At 72.1% G+C, this 17,444-nt stretch carries 9 protein-coding genes; 8 read left to right on the top strand and 1 reads right to left on the bottom strand.

Translation table 11 applies throughout. The annotated features are described in order from the left end of the window. The first annotated feature begins 13 nt into the window (after positions 1–13). From ACZ7P3_RS34915 to ACZ7P3_RS34950, 8 genes are all read left to right on the top strand, one after another. Entirely contained in the window at positions 14–3,250 is a 3,237-nt protein-coding gene (locus ACZ7P3_RS34915; protein WP_472087850.1) for an amino acid adenylation domain-containing protein, read from the top strand. Further along, on the top strand, positions 3,247–4,515 hold the full coding sequence (gene ectB, locus ACZ7P3_RS34920; RefSeq protein ID WP_472087852.1) for a diaminobutyrate--2-oxoglutarate transaminase: 1,269 nt from the start codon (positions 3,247–3,249) through the stop codon (positions 4,513–4,515). Before ACZ7P3_RS34915 ends, ectB begins: the two co-directional genes overlap by 4 nt. Positions 4,516–4,549: 34 nt before the next feature. Further along, on the top strand, positions 4,550–5,494 hold the full coding sequence (locus ACZ7P3_RS34925; RefSeq protein ID WP_472087853.1) for an ornithine carbamoyltransferase: 945 nt from the start codon (positions 4,550–4,552) through the stop codon (positions 5,492–5,494). Positions 5,495–5,553: 59 nt separating this feature from the next. After that, entirely contained in the window at positions 5,554–7,884 is a 2,331-nt protein-coding gene (locus ACZ7P3_RS34930; RefSeq protein ID WP_472087855.1) for a lantibiotic dehydratase, read from the top strand. Beyond that, a complete protein-coding gene (locus ACZ7P3_RS34935) occupies positions 7,881–9,428 on the top strand; it encodes an amino acid adenylation domain-containing protein (protein WP_472087856.1) in 1,548 nt (515 codons plus the stop codon). Before ACZ7P3_RS34930 ends, ACZ7P3_RS34935 begins: the two co-directional genes overlap by 4 nt. Beyond that, a complete protein-coding gene (locus ACZ7P3_RS34940) occupies positions 9,425–10,372 on the top strand; it encodes a threonine ammonia-lyase (RefSeq protein ID WP_472087858.1) in 948 nt (315 codons plus the stop codon). Before ACZ7P3_RS34935 ends, ACZ7P3_RS34940 begins: the two co-directional genes overlap by 4 nt. Positions 10,373–10,484: 112 nt before the next feature. After that, positions 10,485–10,751, top strand: coding sequence for a phosphopantetheine-binding protein (locus ACZ7P3_RS34945; RefSeq protein WP_472087860.1), 267 nt, complete (start codon positions 10,485–10,487; stop codon positions 10,749–10,751). 11 nt (positions 10,752–10,762) lie between these two features. Then, positions 10,763–13,108 carry a lantibiotic dehydratase gene (locus tag ACZ7P3_RS34950; protein ID WP_472087861.1) on the top strand — a complete coding sequence of 782 codons (2,346 nt, stop codon included), beginning with the start codon at positions 10,763–10,765 and terminating at the stop codon, positions 13,106–13,108. A gap of 152 nt (positions 13,109–13,260) precedes the next feature. Here the strand turns inward: ACZ7P3_RS34950 and ACZ7P3_RS34955 are convergent. Then, on the bottom strand, positions 13,261–17,444 hold a 4,184-nt coding region (locus ACZ7P3_RS34955), incomplete at its 5' end, for a non-ribosomal peptide synthetase (protein WP_472087863.1).

Raw genomic sequence — 17,444 nt, forward strand, 5'->3', positions numbered from 1 at the left:
TGGAGGTGAGCCGGTGAACCGCGGTAACAGTCGGACCACGTCGTTCTCGCAACAACAGCTGTGGTTCCTCGACCAACTCCGGCCCGACTCGACGGAGTTGCTGCTCCCCTTGGCCCTCCGCATCCACGGCGCGCTCGACCCGGACGCACTCGCCGGCGCCCTGGCCGCCGTGGTGGACCGGCATGAGGTGCTGCGCACCCGGTACACCGCGGTGGACGGGGAACCCGTGGCGCACGTCCACGAAAAGGCCGGGACGCCGCTGCGGCGCATCGACGCCGTCGGAGCCGGCCGGCAGGACATCGCGGCACTCGTCGAGCGTGAGCTGCGCGACCCGATCGACCTCTCGGCGGCCCCGCCCCTGCGCGCGACGCTGGCGCGGATCGCCCCCGACGATCACCTGCTGGTCGTCGTGGTGCACCACATCGCCTTCGACTTCTCCTCCTGGACCGTGCTCATCCGCGAGCTCGCCGCCGGCTACCGGGCGCGGGTCGAGGGGACCGTCCCGGATCTGCCCGAACTGCCCTTGCAGTACGGCGACGTCGCGGTCGAACAGCGTCAGCTGCTGTCCGGCGAACGGCTCGCCCGGCTCTCCCGGTACTGGCGGTCCCGGCTGGACGGGGTCGGCCCGCTGGAGCTGCCTGCCGACCGGCCCCGACCGGCGTTGTGGGACGGCGACGCCAGGAAGTCCTGGTTCACCGTGCCGGCCGAGCTGGTCGCCGGCGTCGACCGGCTGGCCCGCGCCCACCGGGCCACCAGGTTCATGGTGCTGCTCGCGGCGTTCCAGGCGCTCCTCGGGCGCTACAGCGGCCGGACCGACTTCGCCGTGGGGACCCCGGTGGCGGGCCGGGGCCGGGCGGCGGCCCGTGATCTGATCGGGCCGTTCGTCAACACCGTGGCCCTGCGCGCCGATCTCTCCGGCCGGCCGTCCTTCGAGGAACTGGTCCGCCGTGTCCGCGACTCCACCCTCGCCGACTTCTCCCACGCGGACGCCCCGTTCGAACGCGTGGTCACCGAGCTGGTGCCGGAACGGGATCTGGCCCGCAATCCGCTGGTTCAGGTGTCCTTCCTGCTGCTGAACGCCGAACCCGAGGCACCCGCGCTCCCGGGACTGGTCACGAAGGTCGTCCGGACCCCGCTGCCGGGCATACCGTTCGACCTGGTACTGGATCTGATCGGCCGTCCCGACGGCGGCCTGTCCGGCCGTCTGCAGTACGCGACCGCGCTGTTCGACCCGGTGACCGCCGTGCAACTCGCCGGCGGTTACGTGGATCTGCTGCGCCACGCGCTGGCCGCGCCGGACGGACCGCTGGCCGAGGCCTTCGGCCGAGTGGCACCACTGCCCGGCAAGGAGCGCCGCCGTCTGCTGGAACTGGGCACCGGTGCCACGGCCGCCGTGCCCGAGCCGACCGTCGCCGACCTGTTCGAGCGGCAGGCCCGCGCCACCCCTGATGCGATCGCCGTCCGGTCCTCCGACGGAACGCTCGGCTTCGCCGAACTGGACGCACGCGCCGATCGGCTGGCCGACCGGCTGCGGGAGCTGGGCGTCGGTCCGGGCGTGCCCGTGGGTGTCCACCTGGAGCGGGGCACAGGAGTGCTGGTGGCCCTGCTCGCGGTGTTCAAGGCGGAGGGCGTGTACGTCCCGCTCGATCCGATGCACCCGCCCCTGCGCCTGGCCTACCTGCTCGACGACACGGGCGCCCGGGTCGCCGTCACCGAGCCCGCCCTCGCCGGGAACCTGGCCGGGACACGGGTCGTCACGGTGCTGCTCGGCAGCGGGCACCCGGAGCCGGCCGCGCCGTCGCCGCATCGCCCCGTGCGCACCACCGGCCCGCGTGATCTCGCCTACGTCTTCCACACCTCGGGGTCGACCGGCAGGCCCAAGGGCGTGCTGATTCCGCACCGCGCCCTCGCCAACTTCCTGCACGCGATGGCCCGTCGACTGGACGCACGCCCCGGGACCCGGATCATGGGCCTCACCAACGTCTCTTTCGATCCCTCGCTCCTGGAGCTGTGCCTGCCTGCCCTGACCGGGGCCGAGCTGGTGCTGGCCGACGCCGAGCAGGCCCGGGACCCCGAACGTCTCGCACGGTTGATCCAGCGGACCCGTCCGGCCGTGCTCCAGGCCACTCCCTCCGTGCTGCGCATGCTGACCGACGCCGGCTGGACGCCGGGACCTGACATGACGGTCCTCTCCGGCGGAGAGAAGCTGCACGCCGATCTGGTCCGAGCGCTCGCCGCGGACGGCGCCGCCGTGCAGGACCTGTACGGGCCGACCGAGGCCACCATCTGGACCAGTGCGGCCCGGCACGCCGCCGACGGCCGGGTGCTGGACTGGTCGGCCCTCGACAACACCACCGTCCGACTGCTCGACGACCGCCTGGAGCCGGTGCCCGCGGGTGGCACCGGGCAGATCTGCATCGGCGGCAGCGGCCTGGCCTGGGGCTATCACGGACGCCCGGGCCAGACGTCCGACGTCTTCCTGCCCGATCCGCACGCGGACACCCCTGGCGGCCGGCTCTACGCGACCGGTGACCTCGGCCGGCTGCGCCCCGACGGTTCCATCGAGATCCTCGGCAGGCGGGACCACCAGGTCAAGATCCGCGGTCACCGGATCGAGCCGGGTGAGATCGATGCCGCCCTGCTCGCACAGGACGGCATCCGCGCCGCCGTGGTGCACCCCACCCCGGACGGCTCCGGTGAACTCCAGCTCACCGCGTACCTGGTGGCGGAGGACGGCGGCCGGACGCCCGATGCCGCACAGCTGCGCGCCCTCCTGCTGCCGTCCCTGCCCGAGTACATGGTCCCTGCCGCCTTCGTGTGGCTGGACGATCTCCCCAGAGCCGTCAGCGGCAAGGTCGACCGGCACGCACTGCCGGCGCCCGGGCCACGGACCGCCGCGCACGCCTCGACGGTCGAACCCCGCACTCCGCGGGAGCGGACCGTCGCCGACGTCTGGCAGGAGGTCCTCGGCGTCACCGGGGTCGGTGCCTACGACGACTTCTTCCGGCTCGGCGGGCACTCCCTGCTCGCCACCCGGGTGTCGGTCCGGCTGCGGGCCGCCCTCGGCCTGGACGTACCGGTGCGCGCGCTCTTCGACCACAGCACGGTGGCCGCCCTGGCCGCTGCCCTGGGCGACTACCCCCGCATGTCGGACAGCGGTCCCATGCCACAGCTTGCCGCCAGACCGAGGGCACGGCGCGCGTCAGGCCGGCCGATGCCCCCGTCCGACCGTGAAAAGGACCTCCGATGACCATCGCAACAGCTGACGACGTCTCCGTCTTCGAGAAGCTGGAGTCCGAGGTACGCATGTACTGCCGTACCTTCCCAGCCGTGTTCCAGCGGGCCAAGGGGGCCCAGCTGCTCGCCGAGGACGGGCGGACCTTCATCGACTTCTTCTGCGGAGCCGGCAGCCTCAACTACGGGCACAACAACGACTTCATCAAGCAGCGGCTGCTCGACTACCTGGGTTCCGACGGCATCATGCACGGCCTGGACATGTACACCGTCGCCAAGCGGGACTTCCTGACCCGCTTCAGTTCGGTCGTGCTCGAGCCCCGGGCGCTGGACTACAAGGTGCAGTTCTGCGGCCCCACCGGCACCGACGCCGTGGAGGCCGCGCTCAAGCTCGCCCGCAAGGCCACCGGCCGATCCGGCCTGATGGCCTTCACCGGCGCCTACCACGGCATGTCGCGCGGCTCCCTGGCGGTCACCGGCAGCCGCAGCGCCCGCCGGGCCGGAGGGGTCGGCGGACAGGACGTGACCTTCGTCCCCTTCGAGGACGGCCCGCTCGGCCCGTTCGACTCCATCGGGCTCGTCGAGAGGCTGCTGGCCGACCCGTCGTCCGGCACCGAACCGCCCGCCGCGGTCATCGTCGAGCCCCTGCAGATGGAAGGCGGTGTCTACCCCGCCAGCCGGGACTGGCTGCGCCGGCTGCGAGCCGTCACCGAGCAGTACGGGGTCCTGCTGATCCTGGACGAGATCCAGTCCGGCTGCGGCCGCACCGGCACCTTCTTCAGCTTCGAGGACGCCGGGATCGTCCCCGACATCGTCACCGTCTCCAAGTCGATCGGCGGCTACGGCCTGCCGCTCTCCCTCACCCTGTTCCGCCGTGACCTCGACGTCTGGGAGCCCGGTGAGCACACCGGGACCTTTCGCGGCAACCAACTCGCCTTCGTCGCCGCCACCGCGGCCTGCGAACTCTGGCAGCAGACGGGATTCCGCACCGGCCTCGCCGAGGCATCGCAACGCCTCGACCTGTTCCGCGCCGAGATCGCCGGACTCGACCCCGATCTCGGTCTGCGGGGCCGGGGCATGGTCCTCGGCATCGACACCGGGCGCTGCGGCGGGACACCCCGGGCGGAACGGGTGCAGCGCTACGCCTTCGGCCACGGCCTGATCGTCGAGCGCTGCGGCCGTTACGACGAGGTCATCAAGGTGATGCCGCCCCTGACCATCGACCGCACCCAGCTCGACAAAGGGCTGCGCGTCCTGCACCGCGGACTGCGCGCCAGCTGACCGCCCGACACGCCCCGCCGGCAGGAGGACCACGATGCCTCGCACCATCCGTCATTTGATCTCCATAGACGACCTCACCGACCAGGACCTGCGGTGGATCGTACGGCGCGGCGCCGAGTACTCGGCCGGTGAGTGCGACGACGCCCGCCCCCTGAACGACGCCGTCGTCGGTGTGCTCTTCCGCAAGACGTCCACCCGCACCCGGACCGCCTTCTCGGCCGGTGCGCTGCGCCTGGGGGCACGGCTGATCACGTACGGGCCGGGGGATCTGCAGGAGAACACCGGCGAAACCGTGGAGGACACCGCCGCGGTGCTGTCGCGGATGATCGACGTGCTGGTGGCCCGCACCGCGGGACCCGAGCAGGAGTTGCGTGCTTACGCGGATCAGCAGTGGATGGCCGTGGTCAACGCGATGAGCGCCGGTGAACACCCCACCCAGGCGCTCACCGACCTCACCACCCTGCTGGTCCGGTTCGGGCGGATCGAGGGCCTGCGGGTGCTGTACGTGGGCGAGGGCAACAACACCGCCGCCGCGCTCGCGCTCGCCCTGTCCCGTTTCCCGCGCACCGAGCTGCATCTGCGCACGCCACCCGGTTACGGCCTCGACCCGTCCTGCCTGAAGCAAGCAGGCGTCCAGGCCGAAGCCGCCGCGTCGCTGGTCGAGGAGCGTCACGACATGACCGGTCTGCCGGCGGCCGATGCCGTCTACACCACGCGGTGGCAGACCACCGGCACGGCCAAGTCCGACCCCGACTGGCGGCGCGTGTTCGCCCCGTTCCAGGTGACCACCGACGTGCTGGCCGCCAGTGCGGCCGGCGTGTTCCTGCACGACCTGCCCGCCCACCGCGGGGAGGAGGTCACCGCCGATGTGCTCGACGGGCCACTGAGCATCGCGTTCCAGCAGGCCGAGAACAAGTACCACAGCGCCCGTGCGGTCCTGGAGTGGTGTCTCAACGGTGTTCCGGCAGACCGGAACTGACGGGTCTCGTCCACCGGAGCGCCCTTGGCGCACCGCATTCCTTGGGAGGTAACTCAGCGATGTCTCGCACCATACTTCTGCCCGGGGGCGAGTGGCGGCTGTGGCCGCAGTTCGCCCTGCGCGGGCCGGGTTTCCCGTCGTCGGGGGTGCTCCGGCTGGCTCCGGAGGGGCTGGCCGGGGCCGCCGACAAGTTCGGTGAGCGGGAGGAGTTGGCGGGGGCGGACTGGGAGGCTTTCGAGGAGTTCTTCGGCGAGTCCGCCGTCCGCACCGCCCTGGTCCTGCAGGAGATCGCCGCGTCCAAGCCGTTCCGGGCCGCCGTGGCCTGGCAGAACCGGACCGTGCTGCAGACGGGGATCAAGCCCTTTCTCGACTGGTCGCCGTCGGTGACGGGACGGTCCAGCATGCCGCGTCAGCGCGAGGAGTTGGTGGCGCACTACTGGCAGCGGTTCTGCGTCAAGAACGACACCATCGGATTCTTCGGGCCGGTCGGCTGGGGCCGCTTCGACCTCACCCGGCGCGGAGTCGACGTCGATCCCGGCGAGGGTCTCGTCGCCGAGTCCCGTGTGTACTTCTCCAGCTGGTCCGTGGACGCCCTGGCCAAGGTGATCGACGGCGATCCCCGGGTGCGGGAGTGGATCGCCCCGCGGCGGCTGCCGTATGTGCGCCTGGGGACGGACTCGGTGCGTGCACCCGGTCGGCCCCCGCACCCGGTGCCGGCGGACACGTTGTGTGTCCTGCGCCTGTGCGACGGGCGGCGGACGGTCGCCGAGATCGCGCGGGAGGCGACCGGGGGCGCGGGACGGGAGCTGTCCGTCGCCGAGGTGCGCGCCGCGCTGGAGTGGCTCGTCGCCCGGCGCTGGGTGGCCTGGAAGCTGGAGGTCCCGGCCGGCACCTACCCCGAGCGCGAACTGCGCACGGTGCTGGAGAGGATCGGCGAGGCCGCCGTACGCGAACCCGCCCTGGCCAAGCTGGAGGTGCTGGAGGGGGGACGCGAGCGACTGGAGCGGGCCGGCCTCGACGCGGACGCCCTGTGCGAGGCGATGGCTGCGCTGGAGGCCGACTTCGCGGAAGTCACCGAGGTCTCGGCACGGCGTGAGAAGAGCGCCCGGGCAGCCCCCAACCGGGCCCTGGTCTACTCGGACTGCCGCCGGTCCGCCACGGCCACCGTGGGAACGGCCGTCCTCCAGCAGCTCGCCCCGCTGGAACTGTGCCTGACCGCCGCCCGCTGGATGACCAACCGCTACGCCGAGTCGATCGGGGCACGCATCCGGGAGGAGTACCGGCGGCTGTGCGAACGGCAGGACACGGTGGACCTCGGCTCGCTCTGGTTCGCCTGTCTGCCGGCCCCGCACTCGGAGTCGACCGCCGACATCGAGCTGATCCAGGCCGAGCTGCGCGAGCGCTGGGCCCGGATCATCGACGCGCCGGCCGGCGCCCGACGGGTCGAGCTGTCCTCCGCCGGGATAGCCGCGCAGGTGCGCGAGGCGTTCGCCGAGCCCGGTCGGGGCTGGTCCCTGGCACGTTACATCAGCCCCGACCTCATGATCATCGCCGATGACCTGACGGCGGTGGAGCGTGGTGAATTCCAGCTGGTGGTCGGTGAGTTGCACGTGGCGATGAACACCGTCGCCCAGTCGCTCTTCGTCCACCAGCACCCGGACCCCGAGCAGCTGACCGACGAGACCGGCACCGACTTCACCGGGCCGCGGCTGGTGCCGATGCTGCCCAAGGAGATGCCGCGCAAGTGGTCCGCGCGCAGCCGGCAGTCCCTGGGGCGCCCGCAGGACTACCACGTCGCCCTGGTCGACGACACGGCCGACCCGTACACGGCGCGTACCGTGCGCTGCGCCGACGTGCACGTCGAGGAGGACGGCGAGCGGCTGGTGGCGGTGCTGCCGGACGCCTCCCGGTTCGATCTGCTCGACGTCTTCTGCCACGCCCTGACCAACCGCGTGATGGACCGCTTCACGCTGCGGCCCGACGACGACCACACCCCACGGGTGTCCGTCGACCGCATGGTGGTGGCGCGGGAGACCTGGCGGTTCGAGGCCCCGGCGCTGGACTTCGCGGAGGAGAAGAACGAGGCACGCCGCTTCGTACGGGCCCGCCACTGGCACCGCCGACACGAGCTCCCCCGCCACGTGTTCGTCGTCTCCCCCACCGAACCACGCCCCTTCTTCGTCGACTTCGACAGCCCGGTCTACGTCAACATCCTCGCCAAAGCCGCCCGGCGCCTGGCCCGCAAGGACCCGGACGCACGCATGACCGTCACCGAAATGCTCCCCACCCCCGACCAGGCCTGGCTCACCGACGACCAGGGCAACCGCTACACATCCGAACTACGGCTCGTCGCCGTCGACCGGACCGTCGAAGCCGGGAGCCGGACATGAGCGAGAGCGGCCTGCGTGTCTTCACCGACGCCGTCCGCGGCCACGCGGACCGGGCTCCGGACGCCGTCGCCATCGTCACCGAGGACCGCCGGGTGACGTACGGCGAACTGGCCGAGCGGATCGACCGGCTCGCCCGCCTCCTGGTCGCTGAGGGCACACAGCCCGAGCACGTCTGCGCGGTGGCTGTCGAACGCGGACTGGACGCCGTCGTCGCCACCGCCGCGGTGACACGGGCCGGCGGTGCGTTCCTCACCCTGGACACCGAGCTCCCCGGCCCGCGGCTGGCCGCGCTGACCGCCGGCGGCGGGGCACGCTGCCTGCTGTCGCACGCGGCACCGGCCGAACGGCTCAGCCTGCCGGTCGACGGTCCGACCGTGCTGCTCGACCGGCTGCCCGAGGTGAACGGCGTGCGCCCGCACGACACCGGCGAGCCCTTCCCCGCCGTTTCCCCACGCGCCCTGGCCTACGTCAGCCACACCTCCGGTTCGACCGGCGCTCCCAACCCGGTGCTGATCGAGCACCGCGGCCTGGCCGCGTATCTGCAGTCCCTGACGCGCGACCTGGGGCTCGGCCCCGACTCCGTGACCCTCCAGCTCGCCCCGCTCGGTTACGACGCCTCCATCCGGGACACCTTCGCGCCGCTCGCCGCCGGCGGACGGCTCGTGCTGCTGAGCCGCTCCCGGCTGCTGCGCGCGGACGCGTTCGCCGACGCGCTCGTGGAGTACGGCGTGGACACCGTACTGAGCACGACGCCGTCCTTCCTGACCTTCCTGGCGCGCTCGCCCCGTGCCGCCGAGGAGCTGCGCGGACTGCGGCTCGTGGCCACCAGCGGCGAGTCCCTGCGCCCCTTCCTGGCCGCGGGCGGACGAGCCCTGGTCGGCGGCCGGCTCGTCAACCAGTACGGGCCCACCGAGTGCACCATGACGTCCACCCGCTTCGACGTGCCGGAGCGCCCCGACACCTCCGCCGACATCATCGGCACCCCGATCGACGGCACCGATGTCCTCCTGCTCGACCGGGAGTTGCGCGTGGTGCCGGACGGGGAGACCGGAGAGGTGCACATCAGCGGCCTCGGGGTCGCCCGCGGGTACGGCGGGCGGCCCGGACTGACCGCCGAGCGCTTCCTCCCCGACCCCTGTGGCCCACCGGGCACACGGATGTACCGCACCGGCGACCTCGCGCGGCGCCGGTCCGACGGGGTGCTGGAATTCCTGGGCAGGTCCGACCGCCAGATCAAGGTCCGCGGCCACCGTGTGGATCCCGCCGAGATCGAGGGCATGCTGCTCGGGCACCCCCACGTCACCGGCGCGGTGGTGACCGCCGATCCCGACGAGCGGGGCCGGGTCTGGCTGAAGGCCCACATCACGGGAGACCTGGACGGCACCACCGACAGCCAGCTGCGCGCCCATCTGGGTGCCAGGCTGCCGCCCCACATGCTGCCGCACCGGTTCACCCGGCTCGACACGCTGCCCGTCCTGCACAGTGGCAAGGCCGACCGTCGTGCGCTGCAGTCCACCGTGCAGGACCCGGAGCAGACGTCATGACGACCGTCGGCACCGGTCTGGGGCCGGCCGACGTCCTCGCCGCCGCCGAGCGCATCGCGCCGCGGGTGCGGCGCACTCCGCTGCTCACCCTGGACGCGCTCCCCGGCCTGCTGCTCAAGGCGGAGCACCTCCAGCGCAGCGGCTCGTTCAAGCTGCGGGGAGCCGCCAACGCACTGCTCGCCCTGTCCGCCGGCGAAGTCGTCACGGGCTCCTCCGGAAACCACGGCATCGCGGTGGCCACACTCGGTCGCGAGCTGGGCGTACGCGTCACGGTGGTGATGACGGCCAGTGCGGGCGGGGCGAAAGAATCGGCCATCCGCGCCCTCGGTGGCCGGGTGACCCGGGTTCCCGGCGGCGTCATCGAACGCGAACGGTGTGCCAGGGAGCTGGCTGACCGGCGCGGGGCGGCGTTCATCCCCTCGTCGGACCACGAGCTGGTGATCGCCGGGCAGGGCACCGTCGGTCTGGAGATCCTCCAGGACGCCCCGGACCTCGACACGCTCTTCGTGCCGACCGGCGGCGGGGGCCTCCTCGCCGGCGTGTGCCTCGCGGCGACGGCTCAACTGCCCCGGCGGGTGCGGATCGTCGGCGTGGAGCCGGAGGCCGTACGACGCTACGCCCGGTCGGTCGCCGTCGGCCACCCCGTCGATCTGCCACCCAGCGATACGGTCGCCGACGGTCTGCGTGGTCAGCGCCCCGGCAGGCTGACGTTCCCGATCATCCGCCGCGGCGTGGACCGGCTGGTCGGTGTCAGCGACGCGTCGATCATCCGGGCGATGCAGTTGCTGCACGGCGTCGGCGTCGCGGCCGAACCGAGCGGCGCCGTCGCCCTTGCCGGAGCCCTGGAGGCGGAGTCCGTCGGCCGGGCCGCGGTCGTCGTCTCCGGCGGCAACACCCCTTCCGCCCTGACCACCCGCCGTACGTCCGGCTCCGACGACGGCTGAGAGGCCCGGCCGGCCGGCGGTTCTCGCCCTGGTGGCGGACTACGAGCCGGCCGCCCCGACCGCACACAGCACCACCACCGTATGCCGACCCGCTCCCAGCAAAGGAACTGTCATGACCACCAGGATCGGTGCCGCCGAGCTCTCCGGCCACATCACCGGCTTCTACCGCGAGGCGCTCGGCGACGACACCCTCGGCGACGACAGCGATTTCTTCGAGTGCGGTGGTGACTCCCTCGCGGCGTTCCAGATCATCGACAGCCTCCAGCAGTTGCTGGGAGCCGAGCTGTCCGTCGCGCTGGTCTTCACCTACCCGTCCCCCGGGGAGCTCGCGGAGGTCGTGCTCGACGATCTGGCCGCCGACGCCTCCGCGCTGCGCTAGGAGCACGCCGGATGCCCGAGACACACGAGGATTCCGTGGATCTGAGCGCACGGTGGCGCCTGTGGGACGAACTCGCCGTGCGGGGGCCGGGCTTCCCGGCCTCGGGGGTGCTCCGGCTGGCGCCGGGGGGCCTGGCCGAGGCCGCCGACAAGTTCGGTGAGCGGGAAGCACTGACGGGGGCGGACTGGGATGCGTTCGAGAAGTCCTTCGGCGAGGCCGCCGTACGCACCGCCCTGGTCTTGCAGGAGATCGCGGCGTCCAAGCCGTTCCGGGCCGCCGTGGCCTGGCAGAACCGGGGCGTTCTCGACTCCGCGATCAGGCCCTTCCTCGCCTGGTCCCCCACCGACCGGGGAAGGGTCTTCAAACACCGCCAGCGGGAGGAACTGGTGGCGCACTACTGGCAGCGGTTCTGCGTCAAGAACGACACCATCGGATTCTTCGGCCCGGTCGGCTGGGGCCGCTTCGACCTCACCCGGCGCGGAGTCGACATCGACCCCGGCGAGGGCCTCGTCGCCGACTCCCGTGTCTACTTCTCCAGCTGGTCGGTGGACGCCCTCGCCGACGTCATCGCCACCGACCCCCGTATACGCGCATGGACCGCCCCTCGCCGCACACCGTACGTACGTCTCGACAGCGACTCCGTGAGCACACCCGGCCGGCCACCGCACCCCGTGGAACCAGGGGTCCTGCGCGTCCTGCGGCTGTGCGACGGCACCCGGTCGGCCCGTGCCATCCAGCAGGAGGCCGGCCCCGACACCGATGTGACGGCCACCCTCGAAGAGCTGGTGGGACGGCGCTGGATCCGCTGGCGGCTGGACCTCCCGGCCGACACCTGGCCCGAACGGCGGCTGCGGGAATGGCTCGACGGCGTCGGGGACCGCGAGGTACGCGAGGCCGCCCTGGCCAAGCTGGACTTGCTGGAGCGGGGCCGGGCGGCCGTCTGTACGGCCGCGCACGACCCCGACCGCTTGGTGGCCGCGCTGACCGCGTTGGAAGACACGTTCGAGGAGCTGACCGCCGCGGACGCCAAACGGGAGAAGAGCGACACGACCGCACCCTGCCGAGGGGTGGTCTACTCCGACACCGTGCGCTCCGCGCGGGTCCGCATCGGCGGCCAGGTGCTGACCGCGCTGCAACCACTGGACCTGCTCATGACCAGCACCCGCTGGCTGACCTCGAACCTCACCACCCGCATGCTGCGCCAGGCGGACGAGACGTACGACCGACTCAGGGCCGAAGCCGAGGCCGGGGCCGAGGCCGGAGCTGGGGCCGAGGCCGGAGCCGGGGCCGGCCGCTCGATCGACCTGGCCGCCTTCTGGTTCGCCTGCATGCCGCTCCTGCACGGCACCGTCGTCGCCGACGCGGCCGAGGTGCAGGAGGAGTTCGAGCGCCGCTGGCGGGAGATCCTCGGGCGTGCGGACGGTGCCCGCCGCATCCAGGTCCGCGGCACCGACATCGCCGAACAGGTGGAAGAGAGTTTCGCCGCGCCGGGGGAGCAGTGGACGGCGGCCCGGTACACCAGCCCGGATGTGATGATCGCCGCCCGGGACACCACGGCGGTGGAGCAGGGCGATTTCGAACTCGTCCTCGGCGAACTGCATCTGGCCGCCAACACACTGGGCAACTCGCTGTTCGTCAACCAGCACCCGTTCCCCGAAGGGCTGTTCGCCCGGACCGACCGCGACCACCCGGCACCGCGACTGATACCGCTGCTGCCCAAGGAACACAAGTCCCGCCTGTCGGTCCGGATCAGGCACTCTCTGGTGCGACCGCAGGACTACCACGTCGCGCTGCTGGACAACACCGCCGACCCCGGTCGTCCGCGTACGGTGTTGAGCGCCGACGCAACGGTCGAACGGCGGTCGGGCCGGCTCGTCGTCGTCCTGCCGAGCGGAGCCGAGTTCGGCGTCGCCGAGGTGTTCTCCCATGTCCTGACCACTCTGGTCATGGAGCGGTTCCGCATCCTGCCCGACGACGACCACACCCCACGGGTGTCCGTCGACCGCATGGTGGTGGCGCGGGAGACCTGGCGGTTCGAGGCCCCGGCGCTGGACTTCGCGGAGGAGAAGAACGAGGCACGCCGCTTCGTACGGGCCCGCCACTGGCACCGCCGACACGAGCTCCCCCGCCACGTGTTCGTCGTCTCCCCGACCGAACCACGCCCCTTCTTCGTCGACTTCGACAGCCCGGTCTACGTCAACATCCTCGCCAAAGCCGCCCGGCGCCTGGCCCGCAAGGACCCGGACGCACGCATGACCGTCACCGAAATGCTCCCCACCCCCGACCAGGCCTGGCTCACCGACGACCAGGGCAACCGCTACACATCCGAACTACGGCTCGTCGCCGTGACCGACTGACATCGACCGGCGCCGACGGCCGGGCACGGACCTCCCCGGAGGTCTCTGCCCGGCCGTCGGCGTATGCGGTCGCGGCGACCGCGCGCACCCTCCGGGAAAGGGCCGTGGGTGGCGGGAGACCTTCCGTCTCCCGCCACCCACGGCCCGGGTCTTCAGTGTGCGGTGTCTCCCGCGCCGTCGATCACGCTGGTGATCACCCCGGCCAGCCGGCCCACATGGGGCGGCTTCATGACCCCGAAGTGGTCACCGGGCACGCGGTGCACCTCCAGGGACCCGGTCAGTTCCCGCCACCGGTCGAGGTAGTCCGCGTACCGCTGCCCCCACGCCACCTCGTGCTCGCCCTGGGCCAGTTCGTCACTGGCGATGAGATGCAGGCGTCCCGCGAAGCGCCGGTGCCGGTAGGCGAGGTCCATCTCCATGACCTCGCGCCAGATGCGCGCCGCGCGCGGCCAGGCCGTGCCCACGCCCTTCTCGGGCAGAGTGATGCCGGTCTCCTCGTCGACGTCGTCCACCAGGTGCTCCAGCAGTTCGAGGATCTCCGTCCGGCGGGCCGGCGTGTCCGCCGCCTCGCCGCCTTCGGCGACCTCGTGCAGCAGGCGTTCCAACCGCCGCATCAGGGCGAGTTCACGCCAGCCCTCGGCCCTCTGATGGGCGTCGAGCCCCGGGTCGAGCAGCATGAGCGTCACCTCATCGCCCGCGTCGAGCAGCCGATGGGCCAGCTCCGAGGCGATCCCGCTGCCGCCGCACCAGCTGAACAGCAGGTAGGGACCATGGGGCTGGATGCGGCGCAGCTCGGTGAGATAGCGCTCGGCCATCTCCTCGGCGCCGGGCGCGGTGGCCGTCGAGTGCGGCCCCGGCCACTCGAAGGCGGCCACCGGACGGTCCGGATCCAGGTGCGGGGCGAGGCGGAGGTACCAGTGCGCACTGCCGCCGCCCGGGTGAACGCAGAACAGCGGTCTGCGTCCGCCGCTCCGGCGGATCCACACCACCGTGTCGGGCGCCTGTCCTGCTTCCCCGGCCGCCGCGAGGGACTCGGCCAGCGCGGCGACCGTACGGTGCTCGATGAACGACCGGAACCGCAGTTCGAGACCGTGCCGGTCGCGCAGTGTGGAGACGATCCGCATGATGGCCAACGAGTGGCCGCCGAGGTCGAAGAAGTCGTCGTGCACCCCGACCCGGTCGACGCCCAGTGCCTCGCGCCACGCGGCTGCGATGACCCGTTCGGTTTCGGTGCCGGGTTCCTGGTAGGGGGACGTCAGCTCCGGCCGGGAGCCGTCGGGCCGTGGCAGGGCCGCCCGGTCGACCTTGCCCGAAGGGGTGAGCGGGAAGTCGTCCACGGCCAGGTAGTGCGTCGGGAGCAGGGCCTGGGGGATGCGCCCGCGCAGGTACTCGCGCAATTCTGCGGGGGTGGCGCAGCAGCCGGGCACTGTCTTGACGTGGGCGACCAGGGTGGCGTCGGCTGCTCCGGGCCGGTGCACGGTGATTACGGCGGCGGCCACGGCGGGATGGCCGAGCAGCAGGTTCTCGATCTCACCCGGTTCGACACGCAGACCACGCACCTTGACCTGGTGGTCGCGGCGGCCGTGGAACCAGAGACTGCCGCCGGGGCCGCGCGAGACCAGGTCGCCGGTCCGATACAGCCGGGCCCCCGGCTCACGCCCGTACGGGTCGGGCACGAAGCGGTCGGCGGTCAGTCCCGGGCGGTTCAGATAGCCGCGGGCCACCCCGGCGCCGCCCACGTACAGCTCGCCCCGGAAGCCGTCGGGCAGCGGCCGCATCTCTTCGTCCAGGACGTAGGCCTGAACGTTGGCGATCGGTCCGCCGATCGACGGCGGCTCCGGGTCCGTGGTGGCCGGGATCTCGGTGTGGGTGGCGCAGACGGAGGTCTCGGTCGGCCCGTAGGCGTTGACGAAGAACGTGTGCTCGGCCCAGCGGGCCGCCTGCTCGGCCGGGCACGCCTCGCCGGCCGACACCACCACCCGCAGGTCCGGGAAGTCGGTCGGCTCCAGCCGCTCCAGCAGCGAGGGGGGCAGCGTCATGTGGGTGACGACGGCGCGGACTTGGCGCAGGTCGCCGGGATCGGTGTCCGGCGGCGGCAGCAGCAGCTCGGCGCCGTTGGTCAGCGCCATGAGCACCTCTGAGACGGAGGCGTCGAAGTTGGGCGACGAGAACTGCAGCACCCGGTCACCGGGCCCCACGTCGATGAGAAGGCGCTGGCCGTGCGGCAGGTTCCTGGCGCCCCGGTGCGGGACGCCCACGCCCTTGGGGAGGCCGGTGGAACCCGAGGTGTAAATGACGTAGGCGAGGTTGTCCGGACCCGGTCGCCGTGAGGGCGGCCCCTGGTCCGCCGGCAGCTCCGGGTAGCCCTCGGGGTCGAGCACCTCGACCGTACCGGGCGGCTCCGCGGGCAGTGTGTCCCGCAGCGCCGCGGTGGTCAGCAGCACGGCGACTCCGGCGTCGTCGAGCATGTGGCGCAACCGCTCGGCCGGATAGTCGGGGTCGAGCGGCAGGAAAGCCCCTCCCGCCTTGAGCACGGCCAGCTGGGCGACGTACAGCTCCGGGGTCCGCGGCAGATGCAGGCCGACGATGCTTTCGAGTCCCACGCCCAATGCCCGCAGCCGGTGGGCGAGACGGTTGGCGCGGGCGGCGAGGGACCCGTAGTCGAGGGTCTGTGTGCCGTACCGGAGGGCCACCGCGCCGGGCGTCTTCTGTGCCCAGCCGTCGACGAGGTCCTGGACCAGAAGGCCGTCCGGGAAGGTGACTTCAGGTCCCCGCGCGGCTCGCACCGCCGACCGCGCGTCTTCGGACGGCAGGGTCAGGCCCCGGGCGTCCCCGTCGGGATCGGCGGCCATCGCCTCCAGTACGTGCCGGTAGACGCGGGCGAGCAGTTCCAGCTGCGGACGTCCGACTCGGCTGGGCAGACCGCCGAGTCGCAGTACACCCGGGAAGGTCCACACTTCCAGCGGCAGTTCGCTGGGGCTGAAGTCATCGAGCAGACCGACGGTGCCGGACTCCCAGTCGAGCACATGGAAGTCGAGGTAGCCGAAGGCTACGTCGACGAGGTTGCCGGCGGTGCCCCACTCACGTTGCATGGCAGGCATCGGATAGCGGCGGTGCGGCCACAGCTCGGCCTCCGCCGCGAAGACTGCGCCGACCAGGCCCCGCCAGGTCGGAGCGGACAGATCGGCGGCGAAGGGCACGGTGTTGAGGTACAGCCCGCGCACCTCGTCGCCGCGGAGCATCTCGGGCCTGCCGTTGGAGACCAGGCCGGTGAAGAAACCGGTACGCCCGCTGACGATGCTCAGCGCCTTCAGATGGGCGGTGTGCAGCACGCTCTTCATGGAGCCGCCCGCCGCCTCCGCGAGCCTGCGCAGTCCCGGCACCAGGTCCGGGTACGGCACGTCGACGATGGTCGCCTTCTCGTCGTGGTCCGGGCTGCCCCAGGCCGCCGGAAGCTCGTACTTCTCGTGCCCCTCGATGATGCCGGCCCAGAACGCCCGGTCCTCGGCCGACTCCAGGGCTTCCCGCTCCAGGGCCACGAAGTCCGCGAAACGCACCTCGGGCGGCGGCGGCAGGTCCGGTGTGCGGCCCTGCCGGATGTCCCGGTACAGGGCGATCAGCTCGGCGACCACCGAGGTGTGGCTCCAGCCGTCGAGGATGGCGTGGCACTCGGTGTGGGTCAGCCACCACTCGCGGTCACTGGTCTGGTGGACGTGATACCGCAGCAGACACGGGCGGTCGAGGTCGAACGGCTTGCGCCGCTCGCCGACCAGGAACCCGTCCACGATGGCGCGCTGGTCGGGCTCCGCCATGCCGCGCAGGTCGTCGTAGCCGACGGGCAGTTCGGCCTCCCGGTGCACCAGCTGCACGATCTCGCTGAAGCCGGAGAGGTCGAAGGAGGTGCGCAGGATCTCGTTCCGTTCGACCAGCAGCCGAGCGGCCTCACGGAGCGCGGCCCCCTCGAAGGGCAGTTCGTCACGCACCCAGTAGCAGGAGACGTTCTGGTAGACCGCACGGTCGGTGGCGGCGAGCATCTCGTAGACCATGCCGGCCTGGGTCTGTGCCATCGGGTAGGCGTCGACCAGTCCGTCCGGCAGCCGGCGCCGGTCCTCGGCGCTGAGCAGCGCGAACGGTGCCACGAAGGTGTCTGCTGCCGAGGTGGTCCCCGGGGCGGAACTCAGCAGAGCGGCGAGGTCCGCGACCCGCTGGTGGGCGAACAGATCGTGTACGGCTACGTCCAGGCCTTGTGTGCGGAGTGTTCCGATGGCGCGGATGGCGCGCATGGAGTCGCCGCCGAGTTGGAAGAAGCTGTCGTGGATGTTGATGGTGTGGGGGT

It is taken from the genome of Streptomyces sp. NPDC107581 (assembly GCF_055657175.1).

Bases quoted from the DNA above. Each gene is read 5' to 3' on its own strand.
- ectB (WP_472087852.1), top strand. From the start codon at position 3,247: ATGACCATCGCAACAGCTGACGACGTCTCCGTCTTCGAGAAGCTGGAG.
- ACZ7P3_RS34930 (WP_472087855.1), top strand. From the start codon at position 5,554: ATGTCTCGCACCATACTTCTGCCCGGGGGCGAGTGGCGGCTGTGGCCG.
- ACZ7P3_RS34945 (WP_472087860.1), top strand. From the start codon at position 10,485: ATGACCACCAGGATCGGTGCCGCCGAGCTCTCCGGCCACATCACCGGC.
- ACZ7P3_RS34940 (WP_472087858.1), top strand. From the start codon at position 9,425: ATGACGACCGTCGGCACCGGTCTGGGGCCGGCCGACGTCCTCGCCGCC.
- ACZ7P3_RS34950 (WP_472087861.1), top strand. From the start codon at position 10,763: ATGCCCGAGACACACGAGGATTCCGTGGATCTGAGCGCACGGTGGCGC.
- ACZ7P3_RS34935 (WP_472087856.1), top strand. From the start codon at position 7,881: ATGAGCGAGAGCGGCCTGCGTGTCTTCACCGACGCCGTCCGCGGCCAC.
- ACZ7P3_RS34925 (WP_472087853.1), top strand. From the start codon at position 4,550: ATGCCTCGCACCATCCGTCATTTGATCTCCATAGACGACCTCACCGAC.